We start from the raw sequence: 21,299 nt of genomic DNA on the forward strand, positions 1-21,299 counted from the left end.
GTTTTAGGACCCATTGGAGGTTTAAGTTGCGAAATATTGCAGCGGCATCCTGCCTACACCCAAGCGTGTAGGAACAGGGGGGTTAGCGCGTTGGCGCAAATGGTGCCCGATGAATGCCATCAACGCTATTGATTACTGAGGGAAAACACGTCTTTGTGGTGCTTTTCCAGGCCGTTGACAGACCTCTCCTACAAGGAAGCAAAGCGAAGGGAATTGTCCAAAACGCTGTGTGAAAATTCTGTGTAGCGAATATTTGGACACAAAAAAATGTGGAAGAAGGCTTGCCCCTCTTCCACACCGACTGCATCGACTAAGCGTTGCGGGGTCAGATCCGCACGTTACCGCGCGGCCCGGCGATTGCCCAAATGATCAAGCCCAGCACCGGCAACAACAGGATCAGCAAAATCCACAGCACCTTGGCGCCCGTGCTCGCGCCGCTTTTGAACACGTTGATGATCGCCCAGATATCCAGGGCCAGGATGATCAGCCCGATCAAGCCATTAAAAGTGGAACCCATGGTGTCGCTCCTAAAGTGGGGGCATGCACTTGTAGGATAGCCAGCCCTGGCGGGGGTTCCGTTTTATTTCAGACGTGAACGGCGATCTTCAGCGCTTCCAGGGAGGGCTCGCCCTTGATGCCCACCTCGGCGCACAGTTCCAGCACGCGCGGCAAGTCGTTGCCATAGACCAGCACGGCCTGGATCTCGTCATCCAGCAGTTGGCTGAAGTTAAGCAGCACATAGCCGCCATCTTCCGGGCTCAGGGCGCTCATCTGGATCTGGATGCGGTTCAGCGCCGTGAGGTCCTCAGTCTTCGCCAGCTGCTTGGGCTTGAGGTTGAACGCCACGCCAGGACCGAACGAGGCGACGATTTGCGCGAACAGGTCGCCATAGGTGTCGGCCTGGAACAGCACGGTCTCCGGCAGGCTGCCGACGACGACCCACTCGCCCAACGGAATCGGGAAGCTGTCGTCGTAGTTGATATCCGGGTTGGCCGCCAGAAACGCCGCGGGGTCCGCGTAGGCCTGGGCCGCTTCATCGGCAATGCGCGCCACTTCTTCCTCGCTCATGACACCCGCGCTGATTTTGCTGATGAGTTCGACGAGGGCGGTTTTCATGGGTGTGGTCCTGTGGCGGGCGGTTTTCGAGGGCGGGTAGCCTACACCAGTTTTTGCAATTTCGCCGCCGTATCCACCGCGCCCATGGTGTGTGCCGCCGCCAACGCGGTTGCGCCTTGGGCGTCAGTGGCCTTGGGATCGGCGCCCTGGCCGAGCAGGTAGTCGAGCATTTCCACGCGGTTGAACATCGCAGCCATCATCAGTGCCGTACGGCCATCGGAGGAAGACGCATCCACTGGCACACCGCCTTCGATCAGTGCCTTGACCACCTCCAGGTTGCCTTTGAACGCCGCGCCAGCCATTGGCAGCTGATTCTTGTCGTTGGCAATCAGCGGGTCTGCCTTGAACTCCAGCAACACTTTTACTGCCTCGATATGACCGTGATAGGCCGCGAGCATCAGCAAGGTGTCGCCATTGTGATTACGAAAGTTGGCTGGCAAGCCCTTGGCCAGCAGCGCGGCAAGCATGGCGGCGTCGCCTTTGCGGGCGACGTCGAACACCTGTTCGGCAAATTCTGCGGCTTCGTCATCGGTCATTTGTTTGGCTTGGTCTGACATGTGGGGCTCCTTGTCTTGTCCTCTATATGGCGCCCAGTGTCGCGAGGGAGTTCCCATCTGTCATGGCTTTTTTGTCAAAAGCCTCCATAGGCATATTCAATAGCGCGGCTTAATAACGAAAGTGTCCGCCCTGGATCTGCGCCAATAGCTGCCCAGTGACCGGCACGTAGCAGTCCGAACCTGGCAACCAGGCATAGACCGGGTCATTGCCTGCCCTCTGCGGATCGAATGCCTCCTCCTTGAGTTTCACCTTTTGGTATTTGAACGTGCCGGTGGTCTCCATCTTGACCTTGATGCGCAGGAACAGCGGCACCGCGTAATGTGGCAACTGGCCGTGGGCGAATTGCAGCAACTCGCGCATATCCAACGAGGCCAGCGATTCGCTCGGGGTGATGGCAACCATGCCGGCGCGGCCGTTGGTGTTTTCGATTTCCACACCGTAGGCCACCACTTCAGCGATCTGCGGGTGTTGCAGCAACACGTTCTCCACCTCGGTGGTGGAGACGTTTTCACCCTTCCAGCGATAGGTATCCCCCAGGCGGTCGACGAACTGCGCATGACCGAAGCCGATACTGCGCACCAGATCGCCGGTATTGAAGTAGCGGTCGCCTTTCTCGAATACGTCGGTGAGGATCACCTTGCGGTTCTTTTCCGGGTCGGTGTAGCCATCATAGGGCGACTTTTCATCGATCCTGGCCAGCAGCAAACCTTGCCCGCCAGTCTTTACTTTGTGCATGAAGCCATCGCGGCCACGAATCGGCTCGCCGGTGTCGTGGGCGTAGTCCACCAGCGCCCAGTGCTGCAGGCAAAAGCCGACGGTGTTGTCGAAGTTCAATACATTGGTGAAGCCGATGTTGCCGTCGCTGGCTGCATACAACTCGCAGACATGCTCAACCCCATACCGCGCCTTGAACTGCGCCCACACGCCGGGGCGCAAGCCATTGCCGACCATCTTGGTCACGCGGTGATCGCGGTCGTTGAGGTTGGCGGGTTGATCGAGCAGGTAACGGCACAATTCACCGACATAACCGAGGGTGGTCGCCTTGAAGCGGCGGGCGTCATCCCAGAATTGGCTGGCACTGAACTTGCGCCGGATGGCGAACCCTGACGCCCCGACAATCGCCGAGCCCCAGCACACGCAAAGGCCGGTGGCGTGGTACAGCGGCAAGGTGCAATAGAGGACGTCGTCCGGGCCCATGTCCAGGGCGATGCTGCCGAAGCTGACGGCGGTTTTGGTCCAGCGGCCATGTTTCATGATGCCGGCCTTGGGCAAGCCGGTGGTGCCAGAGGTGTAGATATAGAAGCAGGGATCGTTGAAAAAGATCTGCGCGCTGCTGATCGGGTTATCCACCGGGGCGTCGGCGCTGGCGGCCATCAGGTCGACATAACCCTCGGGCGTCACAACGGCCTGCTGCTCCGGGATAAACCAGGACCGTGCAGTGGGAATGTCCACTTGATCGCGTACGGCATCATAGGCAGCCACCAATTCCGCGCCCACCACAATCGCCACCGGGCTCACCAGGTTCAGGCTGTGCACCAGCGCCGCTTGGGTCTGCGCCGTATTAAGCATGGCGCAGATGCCGCCCAGCTTGGCCACGGCCAGCACGTTCAGCAGCAACTCGGGGCGGTTTTCGATAAACATCGCCACCACATCGCCCTTGCGAATGCCCTGGGCCTGCAAGTGGTGGGCGATACGGTTGGCGGATTGATTGGCCTCGGTGTAGCTGAGCACGCGGTCGGCGTACAACAACGCGGCGCCATCCGGATTGCGCTGGGTGGCTTGCTCGAAGGTCCAACCCAGGCCGCAGGGCTGCTGAGGGTCGGTGACGTTGGCGGCACGCATGCCGCGCACTACCCGTGGCAGGGCGCGAACAATGGCGGGCACCTTACGCAGCATCATGCCCCAGGTGATCATGTCGTTTGGCGGTTGGCTCATGGGAACATCCTTTTTCTTATTCTTCGTAAACCTTGCAGGAAAGTACGTCAGCCTCTCTCCGGCTGTACACGCAGGATTTGAAAAGTTTTGTATCCCGATGAACGACCGCCGAAAAAAGGAATTCAGCGACGCCAGGGCAGTCTGTAGGAGTAATGGCGGGCCCGTTCGACCCCGACGGGCCACGCAAAATGCAGGATGCATGATGGCCATTCATGCAAATTGCACGAAATCGAAAATCTGCAATTTTTATATCTTATTGATTTATAACGATATTTTATAAAATCAATAGCTGGCACAATCACTGCACCTATCACTCCATGCTTGCCAACTTGAGCCAACGGAGCTGATAGACATGAGCCTGATCCAAGATAAATTCGCTTCAGTATTCTCCAACTACGACGTCACCACCCAGCCACGTCCCGACGGCGGCATCCTGTTGACCCTGCGTAACAGTGAAGGCAAACAGGTCAAGCGCTCGATCTCGTACCAGCAGTTGCACACGGCCGACCAATTGACTTGGGTGATCAGCGCCATCCGCCGCGACCTGGCTGAACAAGCCAGCGACCTGCCACAGATTTCGATGCTGCAAAGCCAGAACCGCTTTGCCCTGCCGACCTACCATTCGGCTTAATCAACCACAAAAGCAAAGGGCCGCGACACCCAGGGGTGTCGCGGCCCTTTTTCATGCGTTCAGCACAGGCCCTTGCGCGCCGCTTCATTCATTGCCTGGACGCGGTTACTGACTTCCAACTTGCCGTAGATATTGCGCAGGTGGAATTTTACCGTGGCTTCGGACGTGGCGCGTATCTGACTGATCTCCCACACGGTCTTGCCTTCCGAGGCCCAACGCAGTATTTCCAGCTCCGTGCGAGTCAGGCTCTTGCCCGCCAGATTAATGCGCCGCCTGACAGCGTTGGGCACCGTATACGGCGCCAGAAACGATTCCCTTGAGCCTCTCATTAGTTCCTCTCCTTTATTATTGGCTGACGACCTATCACCCTTCGGATTCCTCCTATTGACGGATGATATAAACGCTATTGCCGAAGAGAGTTACATAAGGCGTGGGATTAAGGCGCACCCATGAGAATAAACAGCAAGCCCCTACATGAGCTTAAGTTTCTTCCCACAACAACTTCCAACATGCGGGACTTGAAGATTCTGATAGCTCGCGATCAGTCATCCAAACCGGGAAAACGCCGGGCAATATCGTCACCGGTGAATGCTGGCACCCACCCTTTCTCGGTATTGAATAAACGCAACGCCACGAAGTGCGGGTTCTCACCCATGTCGAACCAATGTGCCACACCGGCCGGGATCACCAGCAGGTCATTCTTCTCACAGCGTATGGCGTATACGTAATCGCCAATATGCAACGCGAACAGGCCCTGGCCGGCAAGGAAAAAACGCGCATCGTCTTCGCTGTAGCGGCGCTCATCGAGAAACTGCCCACGTAATTCGGCGTTCTGCGCGGGGTCGCCGGCATCCCTCATCACCTCGGCGGCGCGGTAGCCGAGCTGATCAATCTGCGCCTGGCAGGCGGCAATCAACTCGCCATCGCTGGCGCCCTTCTCGACCGGGCCGGGCTGCCAGCGCTCAAAACGCACGCCCTGCTCGGCCAGGGTGGCGGCGATGTCGTCAAAATGGGTCAGGACCTTGTTCGGCGTTTCCGGTGTAGCGACGGAGTAGACAGCGACATAACTCATTGAAGGGTTCCTTGGTTCTGCTCTTGCAATCGAAAACCGATGATAACGGCGGCCGCCAAGGCGGCGACACTGGCGATGCTGAAGGTCAGGGTCGGCCCCAACAGGTTCCAACTGTAGCCTGAATACAGGGCGCCCAATGCGCCACCGGTGCCGGCCAACGCGGCATACAGCGCCTGGCCCTGGCCTTGTTGCTTGTCGCCGAAACTGCGCTGCACAAAGGCAATCGCCGCCGCATGGAAACTGCCAAAGGTAGCGGCGTGCATCACCTGCGCCAGCAACAGCACCCAGAAAAACTCGGCAAACGAGCCCAGCAGCAGCCAGCGCAGCGCCGCCAGCAGGAAACTCGCCAGCAGCACCCGGCGTACCGAAAAGCGCGAAAGGATGCGGCTCATGGCCAGGAACATCAGCACTTCCGCCACCACGCCCAACGCCCACAGCATACCAATCACACCGCGGCTGTAGCCCAGGTGTTCGAGGTGCAAGGTGAGAAAGGTGTAATACGGCCCATGGCTCATCTGCATCAGCGCCACGCAGGCATAAAACGCCAGGACGCCGGGGCTGCGCAATTGTTTGAGGAAACCCTCGCCCGCCAGACGATTGCCGTGGCTGGCAGGTTGCGCATTCGGCACCCACAGGCTGGCACCGATGATGCCGGCCATGATCACCACGACCACCACCGGGTAGATGTCCAGGCTCAGCCAGTCGAACAGGCGGCCCATGATCACCACGGTGAGGATGAACCCGATGGAGCCCCACAATCGGATCTGGCTGTAGCGCGAGGTCTGTTTTTGCAGGTGCGCCAGGGTGATGACTTCAAACTGCGGCAGCACCGCATGCCAGAAGAACGCATGCAGCGCCATGACCAGGGCCAGCCAGGCGTAGGTATGGCTGATGAAGATCAGCGAAAAACTCGCCAGGGTGCACACCGCGCCAAAACGTACGATGGCCAGACGCCGGCCGGTGTAGTCACCCAGCCAGCCCCACAGGTTGGGCGCCACGCAGCGCATCAGCATAGGGATGGCCACCAGCTCGCCGATGCGCGCGCTGGAGAAGCCCAAGTGGTCGAAGTACAGCGCCAGGAACGGCGCCGTCGCCCCCAGGAGGGCGAAGTAGAACAGGTAGAAGCTGGAGAGGCGCCAGTACGGGAGGGCTGTCACAGCCGAGCCGTCACAGCTGGCCCAGCACCGGCGTACTCACGCGAACATCGGCATTCTGCCCACGGTTGCGCAGCAAATGGTCCATCAACACGATGGCCATCATCGCTTCGGCAATCGGCGTGGCCCGGATGCCGACGCACGGATCGTGGCGGCCCTTGGTGATCACGTCCACCGGGTTGCCGTGCACATCAATCGAACGGCCCGGCGTGGTGATGCTCGACGTCGCCTTGAGCGCCAGGTGCGCCACAATCGGTTGACCCGAAGAAATGCCACCGAGGATGCCGCCTGCGTTGTTGCTGAGAAAACCTTCCGGCGTCAGCTCGTCACGGTGCTCGGTGCCGCGCTGCGACACGCACGCAAAACCCGCGCCGATTTCCACGCCTTTCACCGCGTTGATGCTCATCAGCGCATGGGCCAGTTCAGCATCCAGGCGGTCGAAGATCGGTTCGCCCAGGCCGGGCTTCACGCCTTCGGCAACCACGGTGATCTTGGCGCCGACGGAGTCCTGGTCACGGCGCAACTGGTCCATATAGGCTTCCAGTTCCGGCACCTTGTCCGGGTCAGGGCTGAAGAAGGCGTTGTCTTCGACGCTGTCCCAGGTCTTGAACGGGATTTCAATCGGGCCCAACTGGCTCATGTAGCCACGGATCACAATGCCTTGGGTCGCCAGGTATTTCTTGGCGATGGCACCGGCCGCCACGCGCATCGCGGTTTCGCGCGCCGAGCTGCGGCCACCGCCACGGTAGTCGCGTTCGCCGTATTTATGGTGATAGGTGTAGTCGGCGTGGGCCGGGCGGAACAGGTCCTTGATCGCCGAGTAGTCCTTGGACTTCTGGTCGGTGTTGCGGATCAGCAGGCCGATGGCGCAACCGGTGGTGCGGCCTTCGAACACGCCGGAGAGGATCTCGACTTCATCGGGCTCCTGGCGCTGGGTAGTGTGGCGGCTGGTGCCGGGCTTGCGGCGGTCGAGGTCACGCTGCAAGTCTTCCAGGGACAGCTCGAGGCCGGGCGGGCAGCCGTCGACAATGGCGACCAACGCCGGGCCATGGCTTTCGCCCGCGGTGGTGACAGTGAACAGCTTGCCGAAGGTATTGCCGGACATGCAGGGCGCTCCGTGAAATCAGTTGAATCAAGTCAACCGTAATAACTTAAGGCGGCCAGTATACGCAGGCTAACCGAGTAGTTCATCCTCGAAACCTTAGCGGTAGACCTTGGTCCAACCGGCACCTCTCCAATGATGGCGCGATGATGCTGCGAGTTCTGCTTTTGACCCTCACCCTGTTTTCCAGCCTGGGCTTCGCCGCCTCCCCCGTGGTGTTGCAACGGCCTATCAGCCTGGACACCGGCAGCGGCGAGCTGTTTGGCTCACTCTTACTGCCTAAATCCGACAAACCCGTGCCGGTGGTGCTGATCATCGCCGGTTCCGGCCCTACAGACCGCAACGGCAACAGCGCCGACGGTGCGCGCAACGACAGCCTCAAGCGCCTGGCCTGGGTGCTGGCGCGGCATAACATTGCCAGCGTGCGTTACGACAAACGCGGCGTCGCGGCCAGCCTGGCGGCCACCCCCGACGAACGCAACCTGACCCTCGACGCCTACGTCGCCGACGCCGTGGCCTGGGGCAAACTGCTCAAGGCCGACAAACGCATGGGTCCGCTGATTGTGCTGGGCCACAGCGAAGGTGCGCTGGTGGCCGCCCTCGCCGCGCCGCAACTGGACCCGGCGGGCGTGGTCTCGTTGTCTGGCAGTGCGCGCCCGGTGGATCAAGTGATCCGCCAACAGTTGGCCGATCACCTGCCCCCTGCCCTGCTGCTGCGCAGCAACCAAATCCTCGATCACCTCAAGGCCGGCCAAGTGGATGCGGATGTGCCTGGCCCGCTGGAAGGCATTTTCCGACCCAGTGTGCAGCCATATCTGATCAGCCTGTTTCGTGCCGATCCGTCGGCAGCCTTTGCCAAATTGAACATGCCGGCACTGATCATCCAGGGCACCAACGATATCCAGGTCGGCGTGGGCGATGCCCAGCAACTTAAAAAAGCCAAGCCCGACGCGCAGCTTGTGCTGATTGAGGGCATGAACCACGTGATGCGCATCGTGCCCAACGATGTGAAGCAGCAATTGGCCTCCTACAACGACCCGCAACTGCCCCTCGCCGCCGAGCTGGGCAACCGCCTGGTGCGCTTTATCGACGGACTTCAACCCCGTTAAGCGACAATTTGCCTCCAGTCCTGGGGAAAGCGGCCGATAAGCCCAGAGTCGACAGTAAAAAGACTGTCGACTCGCTGGGCTTGGACAGGATCGCGCCGCATGACAACCACTGAAGCAATACCGGAATCCACCGCCGACACCCCGGCTGACAAAACCGAGGCCGTCGACGCGGCGCCCCTGCCGTGGGCGGATGTCCAGGCTGAGCATCTCAAGATGCTGCGCCTGGCGCCCCTGGCCACCGACCGCGCCACGGGCGTGCGGCCTTTGCGCTTCGTGCAGTTCGGCTATGCCGAGCGCAACGACAAACACCACAGCCTGCTGCGCATGGTCATCCAGTTGCCCGGCCAGCGCGTGCGCCGTGAACAGAATCACCTGGATATCTGGGTCGACCACGACACGCACCGCGTGCACTTCGGCCCTGGCAACAGCCTGGAAATCGAACCGGCCAACCGTGGCATCGGGCGCTTCCTGGTGGCCCAAGGCGCTGCCTGGGCGAAAAAGAAATGGTCGCACTACCGCGTCGACGGCGTTGACCTGGCCAACAAAGATGCGCTGAACGAAGCCACCCGCCTGCGCCGCGATCACTTCCTGCGCATCCAGGGTTTTGATGTGGCTTACGCCGATGTGCAGCACCTCAAGGGTAATGTGCAGCCGGGCAAGGTCAGTGACGTGCTGGATAGTTGGAACACCGAGAAGGTGCAGTTCGTAGAAATCCTGGAAGCGGCGCAGATGCTGCAACAGGCAGAACAGAACCTGGCAGAGCAGGAAGTGAAGCTGCGCAAGGAAGAGGAAAAGGTCACCAAGTTCAAGCGTGAAGACAGCGGGTTGCGCTTTACCATCACGTGCCTGGTGGCGTTTACGGTGTTTCAGGCGGGGTTGTTGATCTGGATTGCAACTCACCGCTAGGCGCCCTGTTGATTGGGCGCCCTGCGGGTAACGATTAAACTCGGGCGGCAAACACCGCCTGATGTTGACGACACTGCTCAGCCGTCAACATGAACACCCCGTGACCACCGCGCTGGAAGTCCAGCCAGGCAAAATCCACTTCCGGGTACAGTGCCTCGACGTGCACTTGGCTGTTGCCCACTTCCACAATCAGCAACCCCTTCTCGGTCAGGTGGTCCGCCGCTTCGGCCAGCATGCGCCGCACCAGGTTCAAACCGTCGTCGCCACAGGCCAGGCCCAGCTCCGGTTCGTGCTGGTATTCGTCAGGCATATCGGCGAAGTCTTCGGCATCCACATACGGCGGGTTGGACACGATCAGGTCAAAACGCTGGCCCGGCAGGCCGTCGAAACCGTCACCCTGCACGGTATAGACACGCTCATCGACGCCATGGCGCTCGATGTTCTGGTTGGCCACTTCCAAGGCCTCGAAGGACAAGTCCCCCAGCACCACTTCGGCGTCCTGGAACTCGTAGGCGCAGGCGATACCAATGCAACCGGAACCGGTGCACAGGTCGAGGATGCGCGCCGGCGGCTGCGCCAACCAGGGCTCGAAGCGGTTTTCGATCAGCTCGCCGATCGGTGAGCGCGGGATCAGCACGCGCTCATCGACGATAAACGACATGCCACAGAACCAGGCCTCACCAATCAGGTAGGGTGTCGGCACGCGTTCGTGGATGCGGCGATGCAACAAGCGTTGCAGGTGGGCGACTTCCTCTTCTTCCAGGTTGCAGTCGAGGTAGCTGTCGGCAATTTCCCACGGCAAGTGCAAGGCACCGAGCACCAGTTGCCGGGCATCGTCCCAGGCATTATCGGTGCCATGGCCAAAAAACAGGTCTTCCCCATGGAAACGGCTGACAGCCCAACGGATATGGTCGCGCAAGGTGCGCAGGCGGGAAGTGGTCACGGGGGCAAGCTCCTGGAAAAAACGACTGGCGATTCTAACAGCCTTCACCTGTACCGACGATGTACGAAAGCCCGTCGCCATCCGTCGGATTTCATCCAAATTACCATCATTGTGTTAAACAGGCCCACCTCTTGACATGGCTGCACGTCAACAACGGCGTACCTTACGATGGTAGCGATTCACAGAACCGCTCAGCCAGTGGACAATGTCGCAAAAGCCCCCCTCACAGGAGCCCCAGAATGTCCGTTCCAAAGACGATGTTTCAACTCAGCGGTCGTGGTTACGCAGCAGCGAACCTCAGCCATGCGACCCTCGTGATCATCGACGCCCAGAAGGAATACCTCAGCGGCCCGCTCGCCCTCTCGGGCATGGACGCGGCCGTCGGCAATATCAAGCAACTCGTATCCGCCGCACGCAGCGCCGGGCGCCCGATCGTGCATGTGCGTCACCTGGGCACCGTGGGCGGCCTGTTCGACCCACAGGGCGAACGCGGCGAATTCATTCCAGGGCTTGAGCCGGAAGGCGACGAAACCATCATCGGCAAGCTGCTGCCCAGCGCCTTTCATGGCACCGGCCTGGAAAAACACTTGCAGGACCTCGGCTCCCTGGACCTGATCGTCTGCGGCTTCATGAGCCACTCCAGCGTCAGCACCACCGTGCGCGCCGCCAAGAACCTGGGCTTTCGCTGCACCCTCGTGGAAGACGCCTGCGCCACCCGCGACCTGCCTTACAAAGGTGGCATCCTCAGCGCCGAGCACGTGCAACAAACCGAAATGGCCATCATGGCCGACAACTTCGCCACCCTGGCGTTGACCAAAGATCTGATCTGATCGACCTTCTGATGAGCGGCGCGGCCTGTTTACGGCCCCGCTCATCTGCAAAGCCCTCTCATTTGGCGCATTTACCCCTCCCCCCGGAACAACCTGTGTATTGTCCGGTCGAAGGGCCGATACCCTGGAGGAAAGGTCGGAATGAAGATATCCGATGGTTTTGACGCTCGTCGCTTGCGCCCCAAGGGCCCGAGCAACTGGCGTCTGCGCCTGGTAGCCGGCATTGCCGCGTTGCTGGCGATAGTTGGTTTGCTGTTGGCCGGCGCTGGTGGCGCCGGTTTGTTTGGTCACTCGCCAGCCCTTGGTGAATTGAATGCCAGCCCTGGCGGCTCGGCGATTTTGTTGGTGATCGGGCTGCTGGTGCTGTGGTTGGGCGTATGGTTATGGCGGCGCAGCCGTCGGAAGATGCGTCAACCGTTGTCGCTGAACATCGCTTCACACCTGATGAAAAAGCACGACTGATGGCGCTTGGATAGCGTTTCCTGCGCCCTGGCCGCCGCGATTTAGGTAAACTGCCCGCCCTTCGCGGAGGCCAACATGCAAGACGACGATTTTTCCCTGTTCAAAAACGAGCTGCGCGGCGTCAAGCCGATCAAGCACGACCGCGCCGACACCGGCAAACCCAAGGCCGACCGGGCGCAGATCGCCAAGCTGCGCCAGGCCGCGACCGTGCGCACCGATGCCACCACCGTGGACGGCCTGTCGGACCAGTTCGTGATCGATGTCGGCCCCGAAGACGAGCTGATGTGGGCCCGCGATGGCGTGCAGGAAAGCCAGATACGCAAGCTCAAGGCCGGCCAGATCCCGTTCGAAGGCAGTCTCGACCTGCATGGCATGAACGTGGAAAAAGCCCGGGAAACCCTGTGGGCCTTCCTCGCTGAAGCCACCAAGTTCGAAATCCGCTGCGTACGCGTCACCCACGGCAAGGCTGTGCGGCTGGACGGCAAGCGCCCGATGATCAAAAGCCACGTCAACACCTGGCTGCGCCAGCATGCCCAGGTCCTCGGCTTTACCTCATGCCAGGCCCGCCACGGCGGCGCGGGGGCGGTGTATGTGATGCTCAAGCGTACGATGATGGAAGGGCGCGACGAGTAACAAGTGCCATCGCCAGGCTTGCAGCGATGTGCCCGCCACCGTAACCTTGCGCTTTGCGAAAATCCCACAGGTAGTTTCATGTCCCTGGAACAGAATTACACCGCGATCCTCGGCCAACTCGGCGAGGACGTTTCCCGCGAGGGTCTGCTCGACACGCCAAAGCGTGCCGCCAAGGCGATGCAGTACCTCTGCCGCGGCTATGAGCAGACTCTGGAAGAAGTCACCAACGGTGCCTTGTTCAGCTCCGACAACAGCGAAATGGTGCTGGTCAAGGACATCGAGTTGTACTCGCTGTGCGAACACCACCTGCTGCCGTTCATCGGCAAGGCCCACGTCGCCTACATCCCAAGCGGCAAGGTGCTGGGCCTGTCGAAGGTTGCGCGGATTGTCGACATGTACGCCCGCCGCTTGCAGATCCAGGAAAACCTCAGCCGCCAGATCGCCGATGCCGTGATGCAAGTGACCGGTGCCCTGGGCGTGGCCGTGGTGATCGAGGCCAAGCACATGTGCATGATGATGCGCGGTGTGGAGAAGCAGAATTCGTCGATGATCACCTCGGTGATGCTGGGTGAGTTCCGCGAAAACGCGGCCACCCGCAGCGAATTCCTCAGCCTGATCAAGTAACCGGCTGCGGACGAAAAAACCGGCGTTCATCGCCGGTTTTTTTTCGCCTGCAAAATTGAGGTAAGCTGCGGCCCCTTCTTCATGGGCAAGAGGTTTCAGCCATGTTCGTCAAAGCACTTCGAGTGGGCCTCGGCCACGTCATCATCGCGGGCGACTTTCTTACCCGCCCACGCAAAAAGCAGCGTTCCGCCGAGCAACAGGCACAGGTGAATGCAGCGGCCAAGGAGCTGACGCTGTATCAGTTCCACGCTTGCCCCTTCTGCGTAAAGACCCGCCGCACCCTGCACCGCCTGAATGTGCCCGTCGCGCTGAAAGATGCGAAGAACAACGAACAGGACCGCCAGACCCTGCTGGAGCAAGGCGGCAAGATCAAGGTGCCGTGCCTGCGTATCGAAGAGAATGGCCAGACCACCTGGATGTACGACTCCAAGGTGATCATTGATTATCTGGACAAGCGTTTCGCCGGGGTTTGACCGCCTACCGCTGAATCGACAGTTCCAGTAGCGCCGAGCCCAGGCACTTGCCATGGGCATCCAGCGCCAGCGAGCGGGTGACGCCACCGCGCAGGATGCCCGGCAACACGAAGTTCAGCGCCTGCACATTCGGCAATTCATAGCGCCGCACAGGCGCTGCGCCGGGCTCACGCAACCCCGCGAAAAACTCGGCCACGCGCTCGGCCGTCAACTGTTCGCAGAGCAGTGGGTAATCCTCGACACGATAGGCAATGATCGAAATGTTCGACGTATCGCCTTTATCCCCAGTGCGGGAATGGGCCAGCCTCTGCAGCTTCATGCTTCGATCCTCGGGTTGACCTTATCGCGCGGCAGCAACAACGACGCTACCGCTACCACCTGACGCACGCTTTTGCTCGCGCCGCCGCCGCCCGACGGGCCGTTGGTGTAGAGGGTTTCCACTTCATTGCCGACGCGTACCGCCTCACCGCGCGCCTCACAGCGAGCCGCCACGCGCAGGCGCACTTCCCAGGGCTCGACCGTGCTGCGCGGGCCGTGAAGCGAGTCCATGCCGATCAGTTCGGCACGCACGTCTTGCATCTTCACGCCCATCAACTCAAGGCGCTTGAGGACCACATCCCGCGCCAGTTGCGCCCGTGCGACAGCGCCGGGACCGCCGTAGGACATCTGCCCTTCACCAATCCAACCGTCCAGATAGCCGACGCTGACTTTCAGCTGTTCGGGGCGCGCGCGACCGTCTGCACCTTGGGCGCGAACGTGATCAACGCCCTCCTCCACAAACCCCACTTGGGAAAAATCCGCCGTCACGTCAGGCGTGAGGTACGCCGCCGGATCGTGCACTTCATAGATCAGCTGTTCAGTGCAGGTCGCACGGCTGACCCGCCCGCCGGACCCAGCTACCTTGGTAATCACCGCCTCGCCGTCCGCAGTGATCTCGGCCAAGGGGAAACCCAGACGCGCCAGGTCCTCCACATCCTTGAAGCCAGGATCGGCAAAATAGCCGCCGCTGACTTGCCCGGCACATTCAAGCAAATGCCCCACCAACGTGCCGCGCCCCAGGCGCTGCCAATCGTCCGCGGCCCAGCCGAATTCAAACATCTGTGGCGCGAGGAACAACGAAGGGTCGGCCACGCGCCCGGTGATCACCACGTCGGCATCCGCGTGCAACGCCTGCAGAATGCCGTCGACGCCCAAGTAGGCATTCGCGGAAATCAGCCGCTCACCCAAGGCGCCGACCCTCTGGCCGTTATCCAGCAGAAAGTCAGGCTTCAACACATCCAACACGTCATCGCCGACCACCGCGACGACCTTGAGCGCAAAGCCCAGTTCACGCGCAATTCGCCGCACCTCACTGGCCGCCGACACCGGATTGGCCGCGCCCATATTGGTGATCACCCGTAGGCGACGACGCCCGGCCCTTACGCCCACAAACGGCAGCACGCGGCGCATACGCTCACTCAGCAGCGGGTCGTAACCGCCCTCGGGATCGCTGATGCGTGCCTGTTGCGCCAAGGCAATCGTGCGTTCGGCCAGGCATTCGAACACCAGGTAATCCAGTTCGCCGTGCTCGGCCAGTTCTACGGCAGGTTCGATACGGTCGCCGGAATAGCCGGCGCCGGAACCGATGCGCAAGGTTTTCATCTCAAATAACTCCCAGGAGCAACGCGGTCAGGGTCATCAACACCGACGCGGCAAACAGAAACGGAATGGTGAAGCGCTGGTGATCGGCCAGTTCGATCTTGCACAGGCCCACCAGCAGGAAGGTCGCGGGGGTCAGCGGGCTGACCGGGAAGCCGGTGGTGTGCACGCCCAGCAACGAGGCCTGGGCCACTTGCAGCGGGTCGACGCCCAGGGCCTTGCCGACTTCGGCGATCACCGGCATCACGCCGAAATAGTAGGAATCCGGGTCAAACAACATGCTCAGCGGCATGGAGATAAAGCCCACCACCGCCGGGATCAACTTGCCGTGGCCGGCCGGAATCTGCGCCACCGCCACCTCGGCAATCGCCTTGAGCATGCCGGTGCCCTGCATGATCCCGGTGAACACCCCGGCGGCGAGCAGGATGCTGGCCATGGTCAGGGCGGTCTTGGCATGGGCGTCGATGCGGGCGCGCTGAGCGTCCACATTCGGATAGTTGATGCACAGCGCCACCACGGTGCCGAGCATGAACATCACCACGGGGTCGACCCAACCGGCAATCATCACCACCATCACCAGCACGGTCAGGATCAGGTTGACCCAGAACAGCCGCGGACGACGTAGCTTGATGTCGTCGTCGCTCAGTACCCGTTGCGGCACCGCGTCCACGGTGGAGCCGGCGCCGAGGCCCAGGCGTTTTTCTTCGCGACGGCCAAGCCACCAGGCGCAGGCGAAAACGAAAACCAGGCCGACGATCTGCACCGGGATCAGCGGTTGGAACAGGTCTGCCACCGGCACGTGCAGGGCCGCCGACGAGCGCAGCACCGGGCCGGTCCACGGCAGAAAGTTGACCCCGGCTGCCATCGCGCAGACACACGCCAGAATGCGTTTATCGATACCCAGCCGTGTATACAGCGGCAGCATCGCCGGCACCGTCACCAGAAAAGTCACCGCGCCGGAACCGTCCAAATGCACCAACAGCGCCAGGGTCGCGGTGCCTACGACAATGCGTGTAGGACGCGTGCCGACCGTGCGCAGGATGCGGTCAATGATGGGATCGAGCATGCCGGCATCGGTCATGATCCCGAAAAACAGGATCGCAAACACAAACATGCCCACCACGGGGGCGACGTTCTTGATACCGGTGATGATGAAGGCGCTGGTTTGCAGGCCGAACCCGCCGAGCAACGCGGCGATGATCGGCAAGGCGATCAGGGCCACCAGCGGCGAGAGGCGTTTGCTCATGACGGCAGCGAGCAGGCACAGGATGGTGATGACACCCAGGGTAGCGAGCATGGGTTACTCCAGAGCGGCCTTGTTGGCCGGTTATTGTTTTCCCTGGAGTATTGGAAGCGGGTTAGTCTTTGTAAATTGGAATATTCACCCGCTAGTGTTCGGAAAAACAAAATGAAGAACAGTATCCAACACATTCAGGCGTTTCTGGCGGTGGCTCGCACGGGCAGCTTTACCAAGGCCGCCAACGAGTTGCACCTGTCGCCCTCCGCACTCACCGTACAAGTTCAACAGCTGGAAGACTGGCTCGGCGTCGCCCTGCTCGACCGCAGCCCGCGACATGTGACCATTACCGCCGCCGGCCAGGACGCGCGCGGCCCCATGGAAAAACTGCTGCTGGACCTGGACAACATTGTCACCGGCTCCCGCGACCTCGCCGCCCTGCGCCGGGGCGTGGTCACCATCGCCGCCCTGCCCTCGGTGTGCGCCGGCAGTTTGCCGCCGGTTCTACGCTTGTTTCGCGAACGTTTTGCCGGAATCGAGGTACGCCTGCATGATCTGGTGGCCCACCGTATTCATGCCCAGGTACGTTCCGGCGAGGTAGATTTCGGTATCGGCGTGCGCGCACGGCTCAGCCATGGCCTGGAGTTCGTACCAGTGCTGAATGATCGCCTGTGTGCGTTCGTGCCGGTGGATCATCCGCTCACCCGCCATCGCCAACTGACCCTGGAGCAATTGGCCGACCAACCGATCATCCTCACCGGCCGCGACAGCAGCGTGCGCGAGCAAGTGGATGCACTGTTCGATGAGACGCGCCTGACAATGAACGCCGGCATGGAGGCCAACTACATGTCCACGGTGTTGGCCCTGGTGCGCCAGGGGCTGGGGATCAGTGTGCTGCCGGAGTCGGCGGCGGACAGTTTGGAGGGATTGAATCGCATCAACATCGATCATCCCGGCGTGAACCGGGAGATCGGCTTGATCAGTCGCAGCGGGATGGGCTTGAGCCCGGCAGCGCAGCGGTGTTTCGAGTTATTGAGCAACGAATTGCGCGGATGATCAATCGAGCATCGCCACATGCTTGGGATGGCTGGCAACACGCTTCAACCACGCCTGCACACCCGGATAAGCCTCCAACTCAAAACCACCCTCATTCGCCACATGGGTGTAGGCATACAAGGCCACATCGGCGATGGAGAACTGATCGCCCACCAGGTACGGCGTGAGCTGCAATTGGCGCTCCATGACCTTGAGCGCTTTGTAGCCGCCCTTGTGCAGCTTCTTGTATTCCTCCAGGCGATCCTCGGGCAGCCCCAGGTAAAACTGGATAAACCGCGCCACCGCAATGTATGGCTCGTGGCTGTACTGCTCGAAGAACTGCCATTGCAGCACTTGGGTGCGCAGGCGCGGCTCGGACGGCAGGAATTCACTGCCATCGGCCAGGAAATTGAGGATCGCGTTGGACTCCCACAGGCAGGTGCCGTCTTCCAGTTCCAGCACGGGGATCTTGCCGTTGGGGTTCTTCGCCAGGAATTCGGCGGTCTGGGTGTCACCCTTGAGGATGTCCACATCGATCCATTGATACGGGATGCCCAGCAGGCTGAGCATCAATTTGATCTTGTAGCAGTTGCCCGACTTGTAATCGCCATAAACCTTGTACATGGGGCTCCCCTTATGCCGCTTGCGCGTGCTGTGCTTGACGGACCACCGCGGCCAGGCGCTTGAGACCTTCGTCGAGGCGGGCCGGGTCGATATGGCTGAAATTGAGGCGCAACGAACCGTGATGGTGGTCCGGCTCGGAAAAGAACGGTTCACCAGGCATGAACGCGACGTTCTGCTCCAGCGCTTGCGCCAACAAGGTGCGGGTGTCGAGTGGCTGTTTCAAGGTCAGCCAGAAGAATAATCCACCTTGGGGCACTTGCCAGTCGGCCAGATCGGCGAAATGACACTGTAGCGCAGCCTGGAATGCATCGCGGCGCTGGCGGTAAAAACTGCGCAGTTCCACGAGATGCTGCTGATATTTTTCGCTGCCGATCCACTGCATCGCCTGCCATTGGCCCACACGGTTGGTGTGCAGGTCAGCCGATTGCTTGAGCTTGAGCAGGTGCGGGAACAAGTCCGGGCTGGCGATCAGGTAGCCGACGCGCAGGCCAGGCAACAGGGTCTTGGACACGGTGCCGGTGTAGATCCAGCTGGCCTTCTTCAGGCGCCCGGCGATGGGTTTGGCACTGCCGCCGTCGAAGGTCAGTTCGCGGTAGGGCTCGTCTTCGATCAGGGTCACGCCGAACTCATCGAGCAACGCGGCGACGGCTTCGCGCTTGGCTTCGCTGTAGCGCACGGCCGACGGATTCTGGAAGGTCGGGATCAAGTAGATGAACGCCGGGCGATGGCGTTCGAGGCTGGCGCGCAACGCGCTCAAGTTCGGGCCATCGGCTTCCAGTTGTACGGTGAGGCAATCGGCACCGAACAGTTGGAAGATCTGCAAGGCGGCCAGGTAGGTCGGGCCTTCCAGCAGAATCTGCGTGCCTTTATCGATGTACAGCTTGGCCGCAAGGTCCAGGGTTTGCTGGGAACCGCTCACTACCAGCACCTGGCTGGCCTGGCATGGCACGCCGAGTGCGCGGGCTTCGGCGGCGAGCTGTTCACGCAACTGCGGCTCGCCTTCGCTCATGCCGTATTGGCCGATGTTGAGGGGCATGTCGTCCCAGTTCAGCGCGGGCAACATGGCTTCGGCCGGCAGGCCACCGGCAAACGACATCACTTCCGGGCGCTGGGCTGCCGCGAGGATTTCACGGATCAGGGAGCTTTTGAGGCGCGTAACACGTTCAGAGAAGGCCATAAGGTCACCGGTAGCAAAGCCTGTGGGAAATACGTCAAACTGGTTGACCGAAATTACGACGACTCACACGGATACGTCAATATGTTTGACCTTAAAAATCCCACCGCCCAGCAAACCGCCATGGAAGCGTTCTTCTTCGGCTACCAAGCGTTTACCGCCAAGGCCGATGAGATGCTTGAGCGCCGCGGCCTGAGCCGGGTGCATCAGCGCATCGTGTTTTTTATCGCACGCTACCCGACCTTGAGCGTGAAGGAACTGCTGGAATTGCTCGGTGTGAGCAAGCAGGCGCTGAACATCCCATTGCGGCAACTGCAGGAAATGCACTTGGTGAACAGCGTTGCGTCCGAGACCGACAAGCGCAAACGCCTGCTCGAATTGACTGAGGAAGGCCTGCGTTTCGAACAGTCGTTGCGCCGTGAACAGGTAAAACTGTTGCAACGTGCGTTCAGCGAGGCGGGCGAAGAAGCGGTGGCAGGATGGCTGGCGGTCAATCAGGCATTGAGCGCGAACTAGCCCTTCGCACCGCTATTCGAAAACATTATTTGCTTTATTTGTATACAAAAGCATAATTCGCCTCGTGCGAGTTCCTGACCTATTGGTCAACAAAACCCGCCAGTACCTCAAAGCGCTGTTGCCCACATCCGTGACCGGCGCTGGAAATAACAATAAAACTCTTGAGGAGTACTCGCTGTGGATAGCCGCAAATCCGAAGCCCCTACGCTGGACATCGCCCCGCCTAATAACAGTTGGCTAGAACGCCTGTTCAAGCTCAGCTTGCATGGCACCACAGTGAAGACCGAGCTGATCGCCGGCCTCACCACCTTCATCACCATGGCCTACATCATCTTCGTCAACCCCAACATCATGGCCGACGCCGGCATCGACCACGGCGCGGCATTCGTCGCCACTTGCATCGCCGCCGCGCTGGGTTGCCTGCTGATGGGGCTGTACGCCAACTGGCCGGTGGGCCTGGCGCCGGGCATGGGCTTGAACGCGTTTTTCACCTACACCGTGGTCGGCACCATGGGCTACACCTGGGAAACCGCGCTGGGTGCGGTGTTTATCTCTGGCGTGCTGTTCATGGGCCTGACCCTTTCCCGCGTGCGCGAATGGTTGCTCAACAGCATCCCCGTGAGCCTGCGCCATGCCATGGGCGCGGGCGTGGGTTTGTTCCTCGGGGTGATCGGCCTGAAAACCGCCGGGATCATTGTCGAGAGCCCAGCCACGTTGATCAAGCTCGGTTCGCTGCATGAACCCGCGCCACTGCTGGCGGCGGTGTGCTTCTTGTTGATCGCCATCCTCAGCTACCACCGCGTGTTCGGCGCGATCCTGATCAGCATCATCGCCGTCACCTTGGCTGGCTGGGGGCTGGACTTGGTGCATTACAATGGCATGGTGTCTACACCGCCAAGCCTGGCGCCAACCTGGATGGCCATGGATATAAAAGGTGTATTCAATATCAGCATGATTAGCGTGGTATTTGCATTTCTTTTTGTACACATGTTTGACACCGCAGGTACACTGATGGGCGTTGCGCAACGGGCCGGGCTGGTCAATGCCGATGGCAAGATCGACAACCTGTCCCGCGCATTGAAGGCCGACAGCGCCTCCAGTGTGTTTGGGGCGATGGTCGGTGTGCCACCGGTGACGAGTTATGTGGAAAGTGCGGCTGGCGTCGCCGCTGGCGGGCGCACCGGGCTCACTGCCGTGACCGTGGGCGTGCTGTTTGTGGCGGCGATGTTTTTTGCGCCGCTGGCAGGGATGATTCCGGCGTATGCCACTGCGGGCGCGCTGATTTATGTCGCGATGCTGATGATGGCAAGCATGGCCCATATCAATTGGGATGAAGCCACCGACAGCATTCCGGCGATCGTCACCGCGATCATGATGCCGCTGACGTTCTCGGTTGCCGATGGTATCGCCCTGGGCTTTATCACTTACGTGGCGCTCAAGACCGGCACCGGCAAGTACCGCGAGATTTCCGTCAGCCTGTGGGTGCTGTGCGCGATCTTTATCGCCAAATTCATATTTCTATAAAAG

Annotated in this window: 25 protein-coding genes; 11 read left to right on the top strand and 14 right to left on the bottom strand. The window is 60.6% G+C overall.

All coding sequences use genetic code 11. The features are described from left to right. Positions 1-325: 325 nt before the first annotated feature. From HX823_RS21020 to HX823_RS21035, 4 genes are all read right to left on the bottom strand, one after another. The gene (locus HX823_RS21020) at positions 326-517 is read right to left on the bottom strand and encodes a PLDc N-terminal domain-containing protein (RefSeq protein ID WP_003172956.1); all 192 of its coding nucleotides are present in this window, start codon (positions 515-517) and stop codon (positions 326-328) included. A gap of 68 nt (positions 518-585) precedes the next feature. Continuing rightward, positions 586-1,116 (bottom strand): hypothetical protein, encoded by a 531-nt coding sequence (locus HX823_RS21025; RefSeq protein WP_038847433.1) that lies wholly within the window; start codon positions 1,114-1,116, stop codon positions 586-588. A 41-nt stretch (positions 1,117-1,157) separates the two neighbouring features. Next, positions 1,158-1,673, bottom strand: coding sequence for an ankyrin repeat domain-containing protein (locus tag HX823_RS21030; protein WP_177076446.1), 516 nt, complete (start codon positions 1,671-1,673; stop codon positions 1,158-1,160). 109 nt (positions 1,674-1,782) lie between these two features. Then, the gene (locus tag HX823_RS21035) at positions 1,783-3,609 is read right to left on the bottom strand and encodes a long-chain-acyl-CoA synthetase (protein WP_177076448.1); all 1,827 of its coding nucleotides are present in this window, start codon (positions 3,607-3,609) and stop codon (positions 1,783-1,785) included. A 352-nt stretch (positions 3,610-3,961) separates the two neighbouring features. On the opposite strand from HX823_RS21035, the gene HX823_RS21040 reads away from it, so the two are divergent. Further along, positions 3,962-4,240, top strand: a complete 279-nt coding sequence (locus HX823_RS21040) for a DUF3509 domain-containing protein (RefSeq protein WP_010208870.1) — start codon at positions 3,962-3,964, stop codon at positions 4,238-4,240. A 59-nt stretch (positions 4,241-4,299) separates the two neighbouring features. On the opposite strand, the gene HX823_RS21045 is transcribed toward HX823_RS21040, so the two are convergent. From HX823_RS21045 to aroC, 4 genes are all read right to left on the bottom strand, one after another. Beyond that, complete coding sequence (locus tag HX823_RS21045) at positions 4,300-4,569, bottom strand: response regulator transcription factor (protein WP_177076450.1); 270 nt, start codon at positions 4,567-4,569, stop codon at positions 4,300-4,302. A 212-nt stretch (positions 4,570-4,781) separates the two neighbouring features. Further along, positions 4,782-5,312 (bottom strand): acireductone dioxygenase, encoded by a 531-nt coding sequence (locus tag HX823_RS21050; protein ID WP_038847442.1) that lies wholly within the window; start codon positions 5,310-5,312, stop codon positions 4,782-4,784. Continuing rightward, positions 5,309-6,469 (bottom strand): MFS transporter, encoded by a 1,161-nt coding sequence (locus HX823_RS21055; RefSeq protein WP_033900884.1) that lies wholly within the window; start codon positions 6,467-6,469, stop codon positions 5,309-5,311. Before HX823_RS21055 ends, HX823_RS21050 begins: the two co-directional genes overlap by 4 nt. Before the next feature lie 10 nt (positions 6,470-6,479). Then, complete coding sequence (aroC, locus tag HX823_RS21060; RefSeq protein WP_016976377.1) at positions 6,480-7,571, bottom strand: chorismate synthase; 1,092 nt, start codon at positions 7,569-7,571, stop codon at positions 6,480-6,482. A gap of 143 nt (positions 7,572-7,714) precedes the next feature. On the opposite strand from aroC, the gene HX823_RS21065 reads away from it, so the two are divergent. Beyond that, positions 7,715-8,677: an alpha/beta hydrolase gene (locus HX823_RS21065; RefSeq protein WP_016976376.1), complete on the top strand. Its 963-nt coding sequence runs from the start codon at positions 7,715-7,717 to the stop codon at positions 8,675-8,677. A gap of 99 nt (positions 8,678-8,776) precedes the next feature. Beyond that, on the top strand, positions 8,777-9,583 hold the full coding sequence (locus tag HX823_RS21070; RefSeq protein ID WP_177076452.1) for a hypothetical protein: 807 nt from the start codon (positions 8,777-8,779) through the stop codon (positions 9,581-9,583). A 34-nt stretch (positions 9,584-9,617) separates the two neighbouring features. Here the strand turns inward: HX823_RS21070 and prmB are convergent, their stop codons facing one another. After that, positions 9,618-10,526 (bottom strand): 50S ribosomal protein L3 N(5)-glutamine methyltransferase, encoded by a 909-nt coding sequence (gene prmB, locus HX823_RS21075; RefSeq protein ID WP_016976374.1) that lies wholly within the window; start codon positions 10,524-10,526, stop codon positions 9,618-9,620. Between the two features lie 239 nt (positions 10,527-10,765). On the opposite strand from prmB, the gene HX823_RS21080 reads away from it, so the two are divergent. From HX823_RS21080 to HX823_RS21100, 5 genes are all read left to right on the top strand, one after another. Continuing rightward, the gene (locus HX823_RS21080; protein ID WP_177076454.1) at positions 10,766-11,356 is read left to right on the top strand and encodes a cysteine hydrolase family protein; all 591 of its coding nucleotides are present in this window, start codon (positions 10,766-10,768) and stop codon (positions 11,354-11,356) included. 141 nt (positions 11,357-11,497) lie between these two features. Next, positions 11,498-11,818 (top strand): hypothetical protein, encoded by a 321-nt coding sequence (locus HX823_RS21085; RefSeq protein WP_028617257.1) that lies wholly within the window; start codon positions 11,498-11,500, stop codon positions 11,816-11,818. A gap of 75 nt (positions 11,819-11,893) precedes the next feature. Further along, positions 11,894-12,451 (top strand): Smr/MutS family protein, encoded by a 558-nt coding sequence (locus tag HX823_RS21090; RefSeq protein ID WP_177076456.1) that lies wholly within the window; start codon positions 11,894-11,896, stop codon positions 12,449-12,451. A 78-nt stretch (positions 12,452-12,529) separates the two neighbouring features. Further along, positions 12,530-13,075, top strand: a complete 546-nt coding sequence (gene folE, locus HX823_RS21095) for a GTP cyclohydrolase I FolE (protein WP_003442011.1) — start codon at positions 12,530-12,532, stop codon at positions 13,073-13,075. A gap of 101 nt (positions 13,076-13,176) precedes the next feature. Further along, on the top strand, positions 13,177-13,548 hold the full coding sequence (locus HX823_RS21100) for a glutathione S-transferase N-terminal domain-containing protein (RefSeq protein ID WP_016976368.1): 372 nt from the start codon (positions 13,177-13,179) through the stop codon (positions 13,546-13,548). A 4-nt stretch (positions 13,549-13,552) separates the two neighbouring features. Here HX823_RS21100 and HX823_RS21105 read toward each other — a convergent pair whose 3' ends face one another. The 3 genes from HX823_RS21105 to HX823_RS21115 are packed head-to-tail and all read right to left on the bottom strand — an operon-like array spanning position 13,553 to position 16,483. Next, entirely contained in the window at positions 13,553-13,867 is a 315-nt protein-coding gene (locus tag HX823_RS21105; protein ID WP_177076458.1) for a hypothetical protein, read from the bottom strand. Then, positions 13,864-15,189, bottom strand: coding sequence for an acyclic terpene utilization AtuA family protein (locus HX823_RS21110; protein WP_177076460.1), 1,326 nt, complete (start codon positions 15,187-15,189; stop codon positions 13,864-13,866). Before HX823_RS21110 ends, HX823_RS21105 begins: the two co-directional genes overlap by 4 nt. Position 15,190: 1 nt before the next feature. Beyond that, a complete protein-coding gene (locus HX823_RS21115; protein WP_033900869.1) occupies positions 15,191-16,483 on the bottom strand; it encodes a CitMHS family transporter in 1,293 nt (430 codons plus the stop codon). A gap of 111 nt (positions 16,484-16,594) precedes the next feature. On the opposite strand from HX823_RS21115, the gene HX823_RS21120 reads away from it, so the two are divergent. Beyond that, the gene (locus HX823_RS21120; protein WP_038847455.1) at positions 16,595-17,479 is read left to right on the top strand and encodes a LysR family transcriptional regulator; all 885 of its coding nucleotides are present in this window, start codon (positions 16,595-16,597) and stop codon (positions 17,477-17,479) included. Here the strand turns inward: HX823_RS21120 and HX823_RS21125 are convergent, their stop codons facing one another. Together HX823_RS21125 and HX823_RS21130 are read right to left on the bottom strand one after the other, a co-directional pair. Next, entirely contained in the window at positions 17,480-18,082 is a 603-nt protein-coding gene (locus HX823_RS21125; RefSeq protein ID WP_016976364.1) for a glutathione S-transferase family protein, read from the bottom strand. 10 nt (positions 18,083-18,092) lie between these two features. Then, positions 18,093-19,259 carry a PLP-dependent aminotransferase family protein gene (locus HX823_RS21130; RefSeq protein WP_033900867.1) on the bottom strand — a complete coding sequence of 389 codons (1,167 nt, stop codon included), beginning with the start codon at positions 19,257-19,259 and terminating at the stop codon, positions 18,093-18,095. An 81-nt stretch (positions 19,260-19,340) separates the two neighbouring features. Here HX823_RS21130 and HX823_RS21135 point away from each other — a divergent pair, with 81 nt between their 5' ends. Both HX823_RS21135 and HX823_RS21140 read left to right on the top strand, forming a co-directional pair. Next, positions 19,341-19,772, top strand: a complete 432-nt coding sequence (locus HX823_RS21135) for a MarR family winged helix-turn-helix transcriptional regulator (RefSeq protein WP_177076462.1) — start codon at positions 19,341-19,343, stop codon at positions 19,770-19,772. Positions 19,773-19,949: 177 nt separating this feature from the next. Then, on the top strand, positions 19,950-21,296 hold the full coding sequence (locus HX823_RS21140; RefSeq protein ID WP_177076464.1) for an NCS2 family permease: 1,347 nt from the start codon (positions 19,950-19,952) through the stop codon (positions 21,294-21,296). Positions 21,297-21,299 lie beyond the last annotated feature (3 nt).

Source organism: Pseudomonas sp. P7759 (genome assembly GCF_013386445.1).
Lineage (GTDB): Bacteria > Pseudomonadota > Gammaproteobacteria > Pseudomonadales > Pseudomonadaceae > Aquipseudomonas > Aquipseudomonas azotoformans_A.